This window comes from Streptomyces sp. NPDC014864, from assembly GCF_043081525.1.
Taxonomy (GTDB): Bacteria; Actinomycetota; Actinomycetes; order Streptomycetales; family Streptomycetaceae; genus Streptomyces.
The window spans coordinates 100,682-116,901 of sequence record NZ_JBIBWT010000002.1; the positions used below are offsets into that span (position 1 = coordinate 100,682).

At 74.2% G+C, this 16,220-nt stretch carries 13 protein-coding genes and 2 pseudogenes; 9 read left to right on the forward strand and 6 right to left on the reverse strand.

From position 1 onward, the window contains the following. Nucleotides 1–161: 161 nt before the first annotated feature. From ACF1A5_RS04365 to ACF1A5_RS04390, 6 genes and pseudogenes are all read left to right on the forward strand, one after another. Nucleotides 162–251: pseudogene (locus ACF1A5_RS04365) on the forward strand (CBS domain-containing protein); the annotation flags it as partial. Between the two features lie 202 nt (nucleotides 252–453). Then, nucleotides 454–870: a BON domain-containing protein gene (locus tag ACF1A5_RS04370; protein WP_392191306.1), complete on the forward strand. Its 417-nt coding sequence runs from the start codon at nucleotides 454–456 to the stop codon at nucleotides 868–870. Then, nucleotides 867–1,526: an OsmC family protein gene (locus ACF1A5_RS04375; RefSeq protein ID WP_392191674.1), complete on the forward strand. Its 660-nt coding sequence runs from the start codon at nucleotides 867–869 to the stop codon at nucleotides 1,524–1,526. Before ACF1A5_RS04370 ends, ACF1A5_RS04375 begins: the two co-directional genes overlap by 4 nt. Next, nucleotides 1,523–2,185: a DUF4389 domain-containing protein gene (locus tag ACF1A5_RS04380; RefSeq protein WP_392191307.1), complete on the forward strand. Its 663-nt coding sequence runs from the start codon at nucleotides 1,523–1,525 to the stop codon at nucleotides 2,183–2,185. The genes ACF1A5_RS04375 and ACF1A5_RS04380 overlap by 4 nt, the downstream gene beginning before the upstream one ends. After that, on the forward strand, nucleotides 2,182–5,022 hold the full coding sequence (locus ACF1A5_RS04385) for a cation-translocating P-type ATPase (protein ID WP_392191308.1): 2,841 nt from the start codon (nucleotides 2,182–2,184) through the stop codon (nucleotides 5,020–5,022). Before ACF1A5_RS04380 ends, ACF1A5_RS04385 begins: the two co-directional genes overlap by 4 nt. A 67-nt stretch (nucleotides 5,023–5,089) precedes the next feature. Beyond that, nucleotides 5,090–5,749, forward strand: coding sequence for a potassium channel family protein (locus ACF1A5_RS04390; protein ID WP_392191309.1), 660 nt, complete (start codon nucleotides 5,090–5,092; stop codon nucleotides 5,747–5,749). A 13-nt stretch (nucleotides 5,750–5,762) separates the two neighbouring features. On the opposite strand, the gene ACF1A5_RS04395 is transcribed toward ACF1A5_RS04390, so the two are convergent. After that, nucleotides 5,763–6,971, reverse strand: coding sequence for an RNA-guided endonuclease InsQ/TnpB family protein (locus ACF1A5_RS04395; protein ID WP_392191310.1), 1,209 nt, complete (start codon nucleotides 6,969–6,971; stop codon nucleotides 5,763–5,765). 161 nt (nucleotides 6,972–7,132) lie between these two features. Between ACF1A5_RS04395 and ACF1A5_RS04400 the strand changes: the two genes are divergently transcribed. Then, the gene (locus ACF1A5_RS04400; RefSeq protein ID WP_392191311.1) at nucleotides 7,133–7,789 is read left to right on the forward strand and encodes a potassium channel family protein; all 657 of its coding nucleotides are present in this window, start codon (nucleotides 7,133–7,135) and stop codon (nucleotides 7,787–7,789) included. Between the two features lie 24 nt (nucleotides 7,790–7,813). Here the strand turns inward: ACF1A5_RS04400 and ACF1A5_RS04405 are convergent, their stop codons facing one another. The 5 genes and pseudogenes from ACF1A5_RS04405 to ACF1A5_RS04425 form a co-directional block, all read right to left on the reverse strand. Beyond that, a complete protein-coding gene (locus ACF1A5_RS04405; protein ID WP_392191312.1) occupies nucleotides 7,814–8,266 on the reverse strand; it encodes a universal stress protein in 453 nt (150 codons plus the stop codon). A gap of 132 nt (nucleotides 8,267–8,398) precedes the next feature. Further along, a complete protein-coding gene (locus ACF1A5_RS04410) occupies nucleotides 8,399–9,754 on the reverse strand; it encodes a nicotinate phosphoribosyltransferase (RefSeq protein ID WP_392191313.1) in 1,356 nt (451 codons plus the stop codon). A 655-nt stretch (nucleotides 9,755–10,409) separates the two neighbouring features. After that, nucleotides 10,410–12,362: a PAS domain S-box protein gene (locus ACF1A5_RS04415; protein ID WP_392191314.1), complete on the reverse strand. Its 1,953-nt coding sequence runs from the start codon at nucleotides 12,360–12,362 to the stop codon at nucleotides 10,410–10,412. A gap of 239 nt (nucleotides 12,363–12,601) precedes the next feature. After that, nucleotides 12,602–13,585, reverse strand: a complete 984-nt coding sequence (locus tag ACF1A5_RS04420) for an Acg family FMN-binding oxidoreductase (protein ID WP_392191315.1) — start codon at nucleotides 13,583–13,585, stop codon at nucleotides 12,602–12,604. Between the two features lie 181 nt (nucleotides 13,586–13,766). Beyond that, nucleotides 13,767–13,967 (reverse strand): annotated as a pseudogene (locus tag ACF1A5_RS04425) (sodium-independent anion transporter); the annotation flags it as partial. A 305-nt stretch (nucleotides 13,968–14,272) separates the two neighbouring features. Between ACF1A5_RS04425 and ACF1A5_RS04430 the strand changes: the two are divergent. Together ACF1A5_RS04430 and ACF1A5_RS04435 are read left to right on the forward strand one after the other, a co-directional pair. Continuing rightward, on the forward strand, nucleotides 14,273–15,175 hold the full coding sequence (locus ACF1A5_RS04430) for a universal stress protein (RefSeq protein WP_392191316.1): 903 nt from the start codon (nucleotides 14,273–14,275) through the stop codon (nucleotides 15,173–15,175). A gap of 20 nt (nucleotides 15,176–15,195) precedes the next feature. Beyond that, complete coding sequence (locus ACF1A5_RS04435) at nucleotides 15,196–16,218, forward strand: zinc-dependent alcohol dehydrogenase (RefSeq protein ID WP_392191317.1); 1,023 nt, start codon at nucleotides 15,196–15,198, stop codon at nucleotides 16,216–16,218. Nucleotides 16,219–16,220: the final 2 nt, after the last annotated feature.

The window sequence follows — 16,220 nt, forward strand, 5'->3', positions numbered from 1 at the left end:
GGCACCCCGGGCCGGACCCGAGGGACCTTCGCGGGCGCGGGTGGACTGTTCGGCCCCAGACGGCGCCCGGCGGCCGGCGGTCGACTTGGGGTGGTGGGGCGTCAGGTCCTGCCACCGGCGAAACCGAGGACTTCATGCGGTACTCCACGGTCGGAGACGTCATGACCCGTGAGGTGGTCAGCGTGCGGCCCGGCTGCACCTTCAAGGAGGTCGCGCGGACCCTGGACCGCCACCGGATCACGGCGCTGCCCGTCGTCGACGCCGAGGGACGCCCCCTCGGCGTGGTCTCCGCGGCGGACCTGCTGCGCCACGAGGCGGGCCGCGGCCTCGTGGTGCCCGACTCGGAGCGGGTGGGCGCCGAGACCGCCGCCGCCCTCATGACCTCGCCCGCCGTCACGGCACGCCCCCGGGTGGAGCATCGCCGAGGCGGCCCGGACGATGGAGCGCCACGGGGTGCGACGGCTGCCCGTCGTCGGGCCCGACGGGCGGCTGGCCGGCCTCGTCAGCGGCCGCGACCTGCTACGGCCCTACCTGCGCGGCGACGCCGCCCTCGCCGACGAGATCCGCCACGACGTCCTGCAACACACCCTGCGCCTCGACGCCGGACGGGTCCGGGTCCGGGTCGACGAGGGCGTCGTCACCCTGACCGGCCGGCTCGACGCCGCCACCGACCTGCCCGTCGTCGTGCGCCTGTGCCGGTCGGTCCCCGGAGTGGTGGCGGTCCACCCGGCCCTCACCTTCGCCTACGGCGGCGCCGACCTCGACGTCGAGCCACCCCGTTCCCGTACCGCACGGGCCACCCCCGACGGGGGCGCCCGGCGGCACCAGCCGGCCACGACGGCCGGCTCGACCGGCAGGGAGCCGAGATGACCATCCGAACGCGCTGCGGCCGCACCATCGACGTGACCCGGTTCGTCCCGCCCGGACTGCCCGCCTCCATGGACCGGGTCGTCCTGGAGACCTCCTGCACCCCGCAGGACAAGGGCGAGCTGTGGGCGTCGCTGACGCCGGAGGAGGCCAGGCGCCTGGCGGGCATGCTGCTCTACCAGGCCGCCGCCGTGGAGCCCGCGCCCAGCGGCCCGCCCGGGCAGGTCGAGGTGCGGCCCGTCGCGGGCGACGCGTACGAGATCGGCGTACGCGGCCACGTCCTCACGGTCGACCAGCCGCAGCCCGACGGCGGCAAGGACACCGCGCCCACCCCCGTCGAACTGTTCGTGGCGTCCGTCGCCTCCTGCGTCGCCCACTACGCCGGGCGCTTCCTGGACCGGCACGGCATCAGCCGCGAGGGGCTGCGCGTCGACGCCCGCTTCCGCATGGCCGACGACCGGCCGGCCCGCGTCGCCGGCCTCACCCTGACCGTGCACGCCCCGGCCCTGCCCGAGGACCGGCTGCCCGCGTTCCGCGCGGTGGTCTCCCACTGCACGGTGAGCAACACGCTCGCGCAGGTCCCGGAGACCAGCCTGGAAATCGCACGCGCCGCGGCCGAGACCGCGACGGCCCCGGCCCCGGAGCGGAGCCGGGCGTGAGCGGCCCCCCGGCGGCTTCCCCGGCGGGGCCCCCGGTGCGCGTGCACGCGGAACTCGACGAGCCGCTGTCGCGCTGGCTGTGGCTGGTGAAGTGGCTGCTGGCCCTTCCGCACTACATCGTGCTGGCCTTCCTGTGGACCGCCTTCGTCCTCGTCAGCGTCGTCGCCGGCTTGGCCATCCTGTTCACCGAGCGCTACCCCCGGCCGCTGTTCGACTTCAACGCCGGTGTGCTGCGCTGGTCGTGGCGGGTGACGTACTACTCCTACGGCGCCCTGGCCACCGACCTCTATCCGCCGTTCAGCCTCGGCGAGGAGCCCTCCTACCCGGCCCGCCTGACCATCACGTACCCGGAACGCCTCTCGCGCGGCCTGGTGCTGGTGAAGTGGTGGCTGCTGGCGCTGCCCCACTACCTGGTCGTCGCCTTCTTCCTCGGCGGCCTGCGCCTGGGCTGGTGGGACGGCGGGCTGATCGCCCTGCTCGCCGTGTTCGCGGGCTTCTGCCTGCTGTTCACCGGAATCTACCCACGCGGCCTGTTCGACCTCGTCGTCGGCATGAACCGGTGGGTGCTGCGCGTCGCCGTCTACGCCGGCCTGATGACCGACACGTACCCGCCGTTCCGGCTCGACCAGGGCGGTGCCGAACCCGGCGAGACCCCGTGAAGGCGCTGCGCGCCCGCGCCGACCGGACGGCACCCACCGGGGAGGGCGGACCGGCCGGCGCGACCCCGGCTCCCACCGCCCCGCCGCCGTCCCCCGGGCGGCCGGTCCACACCCTCGCCGTCGCCGACGTCTTCGCCGCGCTGGACGCCTCACCCCGCGGACTGGCCTCGGCGACGGCGCGGCAACGGCTGCTGGACCAGGGACCCAACGAACTGCCCGCCGCCCGCGGCCCCGCCGTGTGGCGGCAGCTGGCGGCCCAGTTCACCGACCTGTTCGCGGTCGTGCTGATCGTCGCCTCCGGGATCACCTTCCTCGCCTACGCCCTGCAGGACCCGCGCGAGTCGGGCACCCTGCAGCTCGCCGTGGCGATCCTGTGCGTGGTGGTCCTCAACGCCGCGATCGGGTTCGCCCAGGAGTACTCCGCGGAGCGCACCGCCCAGACACTGCAGGCGATGGTGCCGCACCGGTGCCGGGTGGTGCGGGACGGCGCCCTGGAGGAGGTGCCGGTCCGCGACCTCGTACCGGGCGACCTGGTGGTGCTGGAGGCGGGGGACACCGTGTCCGCCGACTGCCGAGTGGTCGAGGCCCACGACCTCACGGTCAGCAACGCCGCCATCACCGGCGAGAGCGACCCCGTACGCCGCACGGCGGGACCCGACACGGCCGAGGAGGTCCTGCGGGCCCGCGACTGCGTGTTCATGGGCACCGACGTCATCACCGGCACCGCACGCGCGGTCGTCTTCGCCACCGGCCAGGCCACCGAGTTCGGCCGGATCTTCCGGCTCACCGCGGCGGCACCCCGGCAGAAGACCCCGCTCCAGCGGCAGGTGGCGGTCATGGCCCGCCGCGTCGCGGGCACCGCCCTCGCGGTCGGCGCCGCCCTGTTCGCCATCCGGCTGCCCACCGGCCAGGGACTGGTGCCCTCGTTCGTGTTCGCGCTCGGTGTGATGGTCGCGCTGGTGCCGGAGGGCCTGCCCGCGACCCTCTCGGTCTCCCTGGCCCTCGGCGTGCGGCGCATGGCCCGCCACCACGCCCTGGTCAAGAAACTGCTCGCCGTGGAGGCGCTGGGCTCGACCACCGTGGTGTGCACCGACAAGACCGGCACGCTCACCCAGGCGGAGATGACCGTCGTACGGATCTGGGCCGCGGACGGCGAGCACACCGTCACCGGGGTGGGCTACGAGCCGAACGGGCGGGTCGACGACCCGGACGCGGTCCGGGAACTGCTCCGCTCGGCCGCCCTGTGCTGCGACGCCCGCCTCGTGGCGCCCACCGGCGGTGGCCACTGGCGGGTCCTCGGCGACACCACCGAGGGCGCGCTGCTGGTGGCCGCCGCCAAGGCCGGACTGGACACGGCGGCCGAGGAGGCGAACGCACCGCGCATCGCCGAACACCCTTTCGACTCCGTGCGCAAGCTGATGAGCACCGTGCACGACGAGAACGGCACCCGGCGGGTGCGGGTCAAGGGCGCCCCGTCGGAGGTCCTCACCCGCTGCACCCGGCTGGACCGCTCCGGTACGGCCGTGGCCCTCACCGACGCCGAGCGCCGGCGCGTCACGGCCGAGGCGGACGCACTGGCCGCGCAGGGCCTGCGGGTCCTCGCCGTCGCCGCACGCGAGGCCACCGGCCCGCCCGGGACCCGCGACCAGGACGAGTCGGACCTCACCCTGCTCGGCCTGGCCGGAATGCAGGACCCGCCCCGGCCGGAGGTGTACGAGGCCGTCGAGGCCTGTCACCGGGCGGGCATCCGAATCGTGATGGTCACCGGCGACCACCCCCTGACGGCCGAAGCGGTGGCCCGCCGCGTCGGCATCGTCCGGTCCGCCGCGCCCACCGTGGCCACCGGCGCGGAACTGGACGCCCTGGACGACACGGCGCTGGACCGGCTGCTGGCGGACGCCGGCGAACTGCTGCTGTGTCGGGTGAGCCCCGAGCACAAGATGCGGGTGGTCACCGCCTTCCAGCGGCGCGGCGACGTCGTCGCCGTCACCGGCGACGGCGCCAACGACGCCCCGGCCCTCAAGCACGCCGACATCGGCGTGGCGATGGGCGCCTCCGGCACCGACGTCGCCCGCGAGGCCGCGGAGATGGTGCTCCTGGACGACTCCTTCGGCTCCATCGCCGTCGCCGTGCGCCTGGGCCGCTCCGTCTACCAGAACATCCGGAAGTTCCTCGTCTACCTCTTCAGCCACAACATCGGCGAGCTGGCGCCCATCCTCGCCGCCACCTTCGCCGGCTTCCCGCTGGTGCCGATCACCGCGGTGCAGGTCCTCGCGATCGACCTGGGCTCGGACGTGATGCCCGCCCTCGCCCTCGGCGCCGAACCGCCCGAGTCCGACGTGATGGACCAGCCGCCGCGGCCGCGGACCGAACCGCTGTTCTCCCGGGCCGTCGTGCGCCGCATCCTGTTCCTCGGCGGCATCCAGGCGCTCGGCGTCTGCGCGGTGTTCTTCTGGCACATCCACGACTCCGGCATCCCCTACGCCGACTTCACCGCCGACAACCCCGTCTACCGCGAAGCGATCACCATGGTCCAGGCGGGCATCGTCGTCAGCCAGTTCTTCAACGCGCTGGCCGTTCGCACCGAGCGCGAGAGCGTCTTCCGCGCGGGCGTGTTCGGCAACCCGTGGCTGATCGCCGCCGGCCTCCTCGGGCTCGGGATCATGGCCGCGATCAGCTATCTGCCCCTGCTGCAGGCCGTGTTCCACACCGCCGCGCTGACGGCCGGCGACTGGGCCCTCCTCGCCGCCGTCGGTGTCCTGCCCCTGCTCGCCGACGAGGTGCGCAAGGCGCGGCTGCGCAGGCGCGCGCCGCGACCGGAAGGAGACCCGCGATGAGACGGAAAGGTGACGTGCGCGACGAGGCGGGGGATGAACGCGCGACGAGACCGGAAGGAGACCCGCGATGAGAATCGTCGTCGCCGGATGCGGCCGCGTGGGATCCGTCCTGGCCGCCCAGCTGGTCAGGGAGAACCACGACATCCGCGTGATCGACCGCGACCGGACCGCCGGGCGCCGTCTCCCGCCCGGCTTCCCGGGCCGGTTCCACGTCGGCAACGGCTTCAGCCGCAGCGTGCTGGAGGAGGCGGGCATCGGCCACAGCGACGCGCTCGTGGCCGTCACCTCCGGGGACTACAGCAACCTGGTCGTCGCCCGCACCGCCAAGGAGACCTTCCGCGTCCCCATCGTCCTCGCCCGGGTGCACGACCCCCGACACGCCGGTCTCTACGACGGCTTCGGCATCCCGACCGTCTGCGACGTCACCTGGTCGGTCAACCGCATCCACCAGATGCTGCTCCACCGCCACCTCGTCCCCGACATCACCTTCGGCAACGGCGAGACCCTCCTCGTCCGCTCCACCCTCCCCGGCTACCTCGCCGGGCGGAAGCTCACGGAGTTCGAGGTCGACGGGGAGATCCGGGTGGTGGAGGTGACCCGCGACGGGCGGTCCCACATCCCCCACCTGGTCACCACCGCCGCCCCCCGGGACGTGGTCACCTTCGCCGTCGCCGCGCGGGCGCTGCGCCGGCTGCGCGGCTTCCTGGACAAGGAGCTCGGCACTTGACTTGCTCCCCTGCCTAGAGGCGGGGGGTTCCAGCGGTCGCCCGCTGGGTTTCCTGCTTCACCGACGACCGCCCCGTCCGGGAGGACTCCCGTTGAGGCCTTACACCGTCTCCACAGGCAGACGCCGCCGGCCCGGCGGCCAGGATGTTGCGTGCCGCGCTCACGTCGCGGTCGTGCGCGGCGCCGCACTCGCACGTCCACTCGCGGACATTCAGCGGCAGCTTCTCGCGGACCGTGCCGCAGTTCCCGCACAGCTTCGAGCTGGGGAACCAGCGGTCGACCAAGACGAGTTCACGCCCGTACCAGGCGCACTTGTACTCCAGCATGGAGCGCAGGTCCGTCCACGATGCGTCGGAGATGGCGCGTGCGAGCTTGCCGTTCTTCAGCAGGTTGCGGACGGTGAGGTCCTCGATCACGACCGTTTGGTTCTCACGGACGAGCCGAGTCGACAGCTTGTGGAGGAAGTCCCGGCGCCGGTCGGCGATCCGCGCGTGCACGCGGGCGACCTTCCGGCGGGCCTTGGCCCGGTTGTTCGAGCCCTTGGCCTTACGGCACAGCTCCCGCTGAGCCCTGGCGAGTCGGGTCCGGTCACGGCGCTCGTGCCTCGGGTTGGCGATCTTCTCCCCGGTCGACAGGGTCACCAGGGAGGTGATCCCGGCATCCAGGCCGACTGCCGAGTCCGTGGCCGGAGCGGGGGCGATGGTGTCCTCGACGAGCAGGGACACGAACCAGCGCCCCGCCCTGTCGCGGGACACGGTCACCGTCGTCGGCTCGACATCCTCCGGCAGGGGGCGCGACCAGCGGATGTCCAAGGGCTCGGTCATCTTCGCCAGCGTCAGGCGCCCGTCGCGCCACATGAAGGCACTGCGGGTGTACTCGGCCGACGCCCGGGACCTCTTCCGGCTCTTGAAGCGCGGGTACTTCGCAGGCTTGGCGAAGAAGTTCCCGAACGCCGTCTGAAGATGCCGAAGAGCCTGCTGGAGCGGGACCGAGGACACCTCCGCCAGAAAAGCCAGTTCCCCAGTTTTCTTCCACTGCGTCAGCGCAGCGGACGACTGCACGTAGGAGATCCGTCGCTGCTCGCCGTACCAGGCCCGCGTCCGCTCCTCCAGCGCCTTGTTGTACACCAGGCGGACGCAGCCGAACGTGCGGGACAGCTCAGCCGCCTGCACGCCCGAGGGATAAAAGCGATACTTGAAAGCCCGCTTAACCTGCCGCGCCACGCCTCACAAACTATCAGCACCCTTGTTCGGCATGGCTGTTGTCGTCCAGTGGCTGGTGCAACCCGAATCCCCTCAGCGGCAATTCGGCCTTCCCTGCCCTGGTCCACAGGAGTCCATCTCCTGCCCGGCCTGAACGCCGGGACATCCACGGAGGAATCTCGATGAACGTACTCATCGCCGGCGCAGGCCGGCTGGGCACCCGGGTCGCCCAGGTTCTCTCGGCCGCGGGCAACCACGTGACCATCGTCGACGCCGACGAGGACCGCGTCGAGGCGCTGCGCGGGCAGTGCGACGCCCACCTCCTCGTGGGCGACGCCGGGGAGGCGGCCGTCCAGGAGCGGGCCGGCGTGGCGCGCGCCGACCTGGTGGTCGTCGCCACCGGACGCGACGAGGACAACCTCGTCATCAGCCTGCTCGCCAAGCGGCGGTTCGCCGCGCCGCGGGTGGTCGCGCGGGTCAACGACGACGAGAACGCCTGGCTGTTCGACCACCGCTGGGGCGTGGACATCGCCGTCCCGGCGGCCACGCCGCTCGTCTCCCTGATCGAGGAGGCGACGGGTACCGCGGACACCGTCGCCCTGCTGCGGCTGAGCACCGCGGGCGTCGGCATCATCGAGACCGCGATCACCACCCGGTCGAAGGCGGCAGGCCGCACCCTGGGCGACATCGCCCTGCCGGAGGGCACGCTGGTGGCGACCGTCGTGCGCGGCGGCAACCCGACCGCGCCCAGCCCGTCGATGCGGCTGGAGCCGGGCGACGAGCTCCTGCTCGTCTCGCACAGCGCCGACGAGCACGAGATCCACGCGGCCTTCCAGTGATCCGCCGTCCGGGTGGCCGCCGGGTCAGCGCTTCTTCTCGTGCTCCCGGTGGACCACGACGACCGGGCAGGCCGCGTGCTGCGCGCAGCGCTGGCTGACCGAGCCCAGCATCGCGCGGTGGAACCGCCCGTGCCCGCGGTTGCCCACCACCAGGAGCTCCGCCCCCTCCGAGGCCCGGACCAGCACCTCCGACGGGTCGCCCTCGACGAGGTGCTCCTTCAACCCGGCCGGGTGCTCGTCGGGGAAGACGCTGCGGATCTCCTCCGTGAAGCGCTCCCGTGCCTGCTCCAGGTCGAAGTCGGGGTCGATCGCCGGTCCGCTCCAGCCGACCGACGACGGCGTGTCCCAGACATGGATCGCCTCGACGAGACCGCCGACCATGCCCGCGTACCGGGCCGCCCAGCGCAGTGCCGCGTACGACGACGGCGAGCCGTCCACACCCACGATCACCCGCGGTCGCGGTTCAGAGGGTTCCATGGCCACCTCACTCAGCAGGTCCCTGTCGCTACGTCCACGTCTTCACGTCCACGTCTCCACGTCCGCGTCGCTACGTCCACGCTGCCCGGCCGCGCCGGACTGTGCCAGCCGGGACGTCCCGCCGCCGCCCGGTCAGCGGGCGGATCCGGCCAGCGGAGGGGAGACGCCGTGCCCGGCCGCCAGGCGCGCGCGGAGTTCCGCGGTGGTGCGGGCCAGCCGGGCGGAGACCTCCGGCCGGGGCGCGCGGGGGGCGCGGATCCTCAGCGCGTCCCCGGGCAGCGCGGCCAGGTCGGCCACCAGCCGCCCGTGCGCCGCGTCGAGGGTGTCGGGCGGGCCGGTGCGGCGTCCGTCCCGCATCACCGTGCGCAGCAGGGCCTCCGCACCCTCGGGAGCCGGCTCGTCCAGCAGGGCGATCACATCGGGCCGCCCGGGGCGGCGGTGGATCTGCTTGCGGCCGGGCGCGGTGACCTTGGCCGAGGACAGCTTCATCACCGGGTGCCCGTCGTACTCCACGAGCTTGTACGCGGAGTCCAGGTAGGGCGCGTCCGCCGAGGTGCCGACGCGGGTGCCGACCGCGTACACGTCGATGGGTGCCCTGGAGCGCACCAGGTCGTCCACGGCGTACTCGTCCAGGCCGCCGCTGGCGATGACGCGCACATCCGGCAGTCCCGCGTCGTCCAGCACCCGGCGGGAGCGCCGGGCGAGGTCCCCGAGGTCGCCGCTGTCCAGGCGGATGGCGCAGCCGGGCCCCCGGGCGAGGTCCCGCAGCACCCGCGCCGCCGTCCGGACGCCGTGCACCGTGTCGTAGGTGTCGACCAGGAAGGTGACGGGGCCCGGGTGGGCGCGGGCGAAGGCGCGGAAGGCGCTCTCCTCGTCCGGGAAGGCCTCTATGTAGGAGTGGGCCATCGTGCCGGAGGCGCGCAGGCCCCAGCGGACCGCGGCGGCGACGTTGCTGGTGCCCGCGAACCCGGTGAGGGCGCCGACCCGGGCGGCCTGCATTCCGGCGGAGGTGCCGTGCGTGCGGCGCAGGGAGAAGTCGATGACAGGGTGTCCGGCGGCGGCCCGGACGCAGCGCACGGCCTTGGAGGCGATGCTCGTCTGGTGGCTGACCTGGTTGAGCAGGAACGTCTCCACCAGTTGCGCTTCGGCGATCGGGGCCGTGACCTCCAGCAGCGGCTCGCCCGCGAACACCGCCCGGCCCTCGGGCACGGCACGTACCTGCCCGGAGAAGCGCAGGTCGCGCAGGGCGGCCAGGTCGCTCTGCGGGCGGTGCAGGGCGGTCGCGAAGTCGCGGACGTCGTCGTCGGTGACGCGGAAGGCCGACAGGTAGTCCAGGGCCGGTTCCAGGCCCGCGCTGACCAGGAAGCCGCGCTCGGGCGGGAGGGCACGGGCGAAGAGGCTGAAGGTGGCGGGCCGGTCCATGCCCTCGCGCAGGTAGGACAGGGCCATCGTCACCTCGTACAGGTCCGTGGTCGTCACGTCCGACATGCCGCTCACCTGCCCGTGCCCGTCCGGAGGGGCGCACCGTGCTCCCGGATCCCTCCCAGCCTCACGGCCCCGCTCCCGCGGGGGAAGGGCCGATCGGTCCACGGCGGTGAGTGGGGGGCGTAGTCAGGCGTGGTGTGCGCGGGCCCGCGGGGGAGGTGGTCGGGGTGCGGGACGGTCGGTCCGGGGGGAGCCGTTCGGCCCCTGCTTCTCGCCGGTGTGCGGCACGAGCATGGGAGCCGAGCTCGTGAGAGGCGCCGGGCGACGCGGTCCGCCTGCGGGCGGTCGCGCCGTGCCGCCGTCGCCGCTGCCGCCCGGGCCCGCTGCCGCCCGGACCCGGAGGAGGCGGCGGGGCCCGGCGGCGGCAGGGGGCGTCCCACGGGCGGGTGCCGGTGTGGGGGCCGGCACCCGCCGCCACGGCGGCTCCTCGGGAAGGGGCGGAGGTGCGGTCACACCCGCCCCCGGTGCCGGGCCCGCGCACGGCCGGTGGCGACGCGGCGGGCGTCGCAGGGGGTGTCCGGCCCCGCGGGCCCGGCGCGTGGACGGGCGCCGGCGGCGTCCCGCCGCCGCGTGCGGGAGTCCCTGTGGCGTGACGATTCGTCAACACGGCGACAGTACGGAGCCGTTCACGGGTGCCGCAGGCGCTCCCGGGCCCTGCTCACAGCTTCAGCGTGAACCACGTGGTCTTGCCCTCGTCGGTCGGCCGCACGCCCCAGCTCTCGGCCAGGGTGCGCACCAGGAGCAGCCCGCGGCCGGACTCCTCGTCCTCGGCTGCGAGGCGGGGCTGGGGCAGGTGCGGGCTGTGGTCGCTGACCTCGACCGTCAGGTCCGTCGCGGTCCGGCACAGGCGCAGGCCGATGGGCCCCTCGGCGTGCTGGACGGCGTTGGTGAGCGTCTCCGAGAGCAGCAGCCGGGCGTCGTCGGCGGTAGCGGTGCAGTCCCAGGAGGTGAGCGCCCGGTCGAGGAAGGCCCGCCCTTGTCGCACGGAAGCCGGGGTGGCGGTCAGGTCCGTGGTGAGGGCGGCCAGCGGAGCGGCCGGGAGCTGGGCCAGCAGGAGGGTCACGTCGTCGTTGTGGCTCTCGCTGTCCGGCAGCAGGGTGCCGAGGACGTGGTCGGCCGCGGCCTCCAGCTCGGTGGACCCGGTGAAGAACTTCTCCAGGACGGCGGTGAGTTCGTCGAGCCGACCCTCGATGTCGCTGCCCGGGGTCTCGATCAGGCCGTCGGTGTACAGCACGAGCGTGGCACCGGGCACGATGTCCGTGCAGGACTGCTCGTAGAGGACGTTGCCCACCCCGAGTGGGGCGTTGACCGGCGCGGGCAGCGTGCGGACGCCCTGGTGCGGACCGACGACCAGGGTCGGCAGGTGGCCGGCCGAACAGACGGTCACGTTCCCGGCGTCCGGGGCGATGACCAGGTAGCAGCACGTGACGAGCTGGTCCGGCACGTCCAGGTCCGCGACCACCGTGTCCAGCGCCTGCATCAGCTGACGGGGCTGCATCCCGGTCTTGGCGAGCGCGTGCGCGGCCGAGCGCAACTGGCCCATGACGGCGGCCGCTTCCAGGCCGCGGCCCATCACGTCTCCTATGAGGACGCCGACCCGTCCGGCGCCCAGCGGGATCAGGTCGAACCAGTCGCCGCCGACGCCCGCGCCCTGGGTGGCGGGCCGGTAGCGGCTGGCGGTGGCCAGGCCGGGCAGCGCGGGCGGTGTCCCCATCAGGCTGCGCTGCAGGGTGAGCGCGATGTGGCGCTGCTGCTCCAGCAGGGCCGTGAGCTCGGCCTCCGCGCGCTTGCGGTCGCTGATGTCCCGGACGATGGCGCACGCGCCGACGACCCGGCCGCGGGTGTCCCGGGTCGGCCACAGGGTGACGTCGACGTCCAGGAGGACGCCGTTCTTGCGCACCCGCAGGGTCTCGAAGTGCTCCACCTTCTCGCCGTGCCGCAGCCGTTGCAACAACGCGTTGACCTCGTCCTCCAGGTCGGTCGGTGCGAGCAGCGACACGTGCCGGCCGATCGCCTCCTCGGCGGTGTATCCGTACAGCCGCGCGGCGGCGGCGTTCCAGTACGTGATGAACCCGTCGAGCGTCTTGGCGAGGATGGCGTCCTGCGACGACTCGACCAGCGCGGCGAGTTCGTTGATGCGGGCCTCGGCCGCCTTGCGGTCGCTGACGTCCCGGACCGCTGCGGACACCAGCAGTCCGTCGGTGGTCTCCATGGGGCTGAGACTGATCTCGACGGGGAACTCCGTGCCGTTCTTGCGCAGTCCGTGCAGTTCCAGGCCGGCTCCCATGGGGCGCACCTGCCGGTTGGCGGCGTACCCGTCGCGGTGGCGGGTGTGCTGGCCGCGGAAGCGGTGGGGTACGAGCAACTCGACGGGACGGCCGAGCAGTTCCTCGCGGCGGTAGCCGAACAGGGCCTCGGTCTGGGCGTTGACGAGCCGGATGGTGCCGGTGTCGTCGACGATGACCATCGCGTCCGGCGCCGCCTCCAGCAGCCCGCGGAACCTTTTCTCGGCGGCCGACGGTCCGACGTCCGGGAGTTGCGTGCCGCAGGGGCATCCGTCGACGGCCGCGGAGTGCGTCGGCCGTGTCGTCCCGTCAACAAATGCGCTCAAGTCCGTCCCGCCTGCCTCTTGAGGTGAATTCCGGCCATCTCAACGCACCCCTGTGAGGCCCGCACCGACATGTCTCCTACTGTCCGCGCGGTGGCAGTTGCCTTATGCAACCGGGACCGGGCGCGACCGGCCGCGGACCGCTGCGATCACTCGGCGGCCGCGGGGGGCGGCACGGCACGTGGGCGGGAGGACGCCGGCGGGAGGAGGAGGGGGAGCGAGAGGGCGGCGGCGGGGGCGGCTCACTCCTCCTGCGCGAGCACCTCCCGGGCCGTGCGGCGCGGCGACGGGGGGCCGTCGGGGCCGTAGCCCAGCCGGAGCACCATCTGCGCGTGGCCGCGCCCGCCGCCCGTGCGGGACCACTCCAGCCGCTCGCGCAGGTCGGGCCATTCCAGCGCCTGGTGCAGCAGCGAGGTCCGTACGCCGTGGGCGGTGGCCACCAGCAGGACGCGCTCCAGCGCCTGGCCGGCCCGCAGCCAGTCGGTGCGACGGTCGTGCGCGGTGGACAGCAGGGCGATCAGCGGCCGGGTCTCGTACGGGCGGGCCGCGAGCACGGCCGGATGCCGGTGGACGCCGAAGTCCCGCATCGGGACCCGGTCGCGGAAGTCCTGCGGGCCCAGGGCCGCCGGCGGCACACCGAGGGCCGCGGGCCGCGGCTCGCGCACCCAGTGGCGGCTCTCGGCCGCCCGGTCCGCGTCGGCGGTGTTGCGGTGCTCCGCCTCCCGGGTGACCCGCAGCACCCGCTCGGTGTCGTCCGGCTCGAGCAGGTCCAGGACCGCCCCCTCCGCCAGGGCGGCCTCCGCCAGCTCGGCGCGCAGGGCCGGCGGCAGCGGCCGGCCGGAGAAGGGGAAGCGGCTGCTGTGCCGGCGCCACAGAGCCTCGTACAGGCCCGGCACGGCAGCTGTCCGGGCGGGGCCGGCCAGTCGTACGGTGGCGAGGAGGTCGGGCCGGTCGGGGCGCGGCAGCAGCCGGGTGACCGGCTCCCGGCCGAAGTGGGCGACCGCGACCCGCAGGTTGAGGACGGCGCAGCCCACGGACAGGTGCAGCGCCCGCCCGGTCGGGTCGGTGTGGCGCAGACCCCGCTCGGCTGCGGCGCGGATCTCCAGCGTGCCGGTGTCCGGATCGAGCCGGAAGCGCCAGGGCTGGGTGTTGTGGACGGAGGGCGCGGCCACGGCGGCGGCGATCAGCCGCTCCAGGGTGGGCACGTCGAGAATGGCGGTGCTCATCGGGAACTCCTCCCGCCTCGGACCTGCCGTCCGCGCGGCCGGTCGGTGACCGTGTCAGCCTGGCAGCGACCGGAACCGCCCCACGAGGGGCCGTGCGGCCCCAACCGGTCCCAACCGGTGGTCCCCACCGGTCCCCATCGGTCCCGCCCGGCCCTGCCGGCGCCGTGCCGGCGGACCCGGCTCACGCCGGCCCGTCCGTCCGGCCGGCGGCCCAGCGGTGGTAGGCGGCGACGGCGGTGGGCAGGGTCGGGAAGATCAGGTCCGTACCGACCGAGTCGGTCAGCCCGTAGGCCGCCAGGTCGTCGAGCAGGTGCTGCTCGACCCGGGCCAGGGCGAAGACGATGCCGCGCTCGGCGAGTTCGCGGCGCAGCGCGTCGACCGCGCCGCCCCCACCCTCCGGTCTCGGCATCCTCCCGGTCCGACGGACCGCGAGAGCCGCACCTTGACCCGTCCGCCGCGGTCCGCGCACCCCCCGAACGGGCCCTGCCGCAGGGGCCGTTCGGCCCCTGCGGCCGACCGCCCCGCGGCCCGGCGGGGAGCGGCCGTCCGCCCGAGGGTCCCCCGGCCCCGCCGCGCGGCCCGGCGATGGGGTCGGTCGGCCCGGAGGCGGGACCAGCGGCCCCTCCCCACCGCGACCGCCGCCCACGATGCTCTTGGTGGATCACTCGCTGCCAGGAGGTGCAGACCATGCCGTCCACCGTCACCGTAGGTCTCGACGGCTCCGCCGAGAGCCGGGCCGCCGCCGAATGGGCGGCCCGCGAGGCGAAGCTGCGGGGACTGCCCGTGAAGCTCGTCCACGTCTGGGAACCGGTCCCCGACCCCATGGCGCAGGCGCCGCTGCTCGGCGCGGAGACGCTCCAGCACTGGACCGAGCGGGTGCCCCGCGAGGCCGCCGAAGGGCTGCGGCTGCGGCACCCCGGAGTCGAGGTGCTCACCGAGCAGATGTCCGGCCGTCCCGCCGAGGCGCTGTGCGCCGCGGCCGGCGACGCCGAACTGCTCGTCCTCGGCTCGCGCGGCCTGAGCGGCTTCGGCGGCTTCATGGTCGGCTCCGTCGGCCTGGCCGTCGTGGCGCACGTCGAGCGTCCCGTGGTCCTGGTCCGCGCCGGGGAGCAGGCGGCCGACGAGCACCGGCCGGACCCCGCCGGGATACCGTCCGCGGCGGCCCCCTTCCGGCCCGTCGTGCTCGGCCTGGACCCCGCGAACACCAGCGAGGCCCTGCTCGCCTTCGCCTTCGACGCGGCCGCGCGCCGCGGCACGTCCCTGCGGATCGTGCACGGCTGGAGCCTGCCCCCGTACTACGGCGTCAGTCTGGCCCCCGAGCCCGACGTGCGGACCCTGGAGCGGACCGAGGCCGCCGCCGTGACCGACCTGGTCGCTCCCTGGCGCACGAAGTTCCCGGACGTCGAGGTCACCGAGGAGTCCCACCTCGGCAGCGCCGTGGAGCAGCTGATCGGCGCCTCCCGGGACGCCTCGCTGGTCGTCGTGGGCCGGCGCGTACGCCGCAGCCCGGTCGGCACCCACATCGGCCACATCACCCACGCCGTCCTGCACCACGCCGTCGCGCCCGTCGCGGTCGTCGCACACCACTGACCTCCCGAGGAGCAGCAACCATGAAGGCAGCGGTCGTACGGACCTTCGGTGCCCCCCTGGTCATCGAGGAACGGCCGGACCCCGAGCCCGGTCCCGGCCAGGTCCGCATCCGCGTGGAGGCCTCCGGGCTGTGCCACACCGACATCCACGCCGCCCGCGGCGACTGGCCGGTGAAGCCGAACCCGCCCTTCGTGCCCGGCCATGAGGGCGTCGGCCTCGTCGAGAAGCTCGGCCAGGGCGTCACCCGTCTGTCGGTCGGGCAGCGCGTGGCCGTGCCCTGGCTCGGCCGGGCCTGCGGACGCTGCGAGCACTGCCTGGCCGGCTGGGAGACGCTGTGCGAGGAACAGGTCAACACCGGCTACGGCTGCGACGGGGGGTACGCGGAGAAGATGCTGGCCTGGGCCGACTTCGCCCAGCCCGTACCCAAGGGCGTCCCGGCCCTCGACGCCGCCCCGCTGACCTGCGCCGGCGTCACCACGTACAAGGCCCTGAAGGTCGCGGGCATCGCGCCGGCCCAGCTGGTGGCGGTCTCGGGCGTGGGCGGGCTCGGCCACCTGGCGGTCCAGTACGCGAAGATCGCCGGAGCCCGGGTCGCCGCGATCGACGTCACCGACGACAAGCTGCAAGTCGCGGCGGAACTCGGCGCCGACCTCGTGATCGACGCCCGCACCCAGGACGTCGCCCAGGAGCTGAAGCGGCACGGGGGCGCCCACGCCGCGATCGCGCTCGCGGTGGACGAGACGGCCTTCGCGGCGGTCAACTCCGGGTTGCGGCGCGGCGGGAAGCTGGTCATGGTGGCTCTGCCGGCCCACGGCACGATCCGGGTCCCGATCTTCGACACCGTCCTCAACGGCACCTCGGTGATCGGGTCCATCGTCGGCACCCGGCAGGACCTCGCCGAGGTCCTCCAGCTGCACGCCTCGGGCCGCACCAGGGTCATCCACGAGACCCGTCCGCTCACCGCCGTCAACGAGGCCATGGACGAGGTGCTGCGCGGCGAGGTCAAGGCCCGGATCGTCTTCGACCTCGGCTTGGGAGGCTGAGC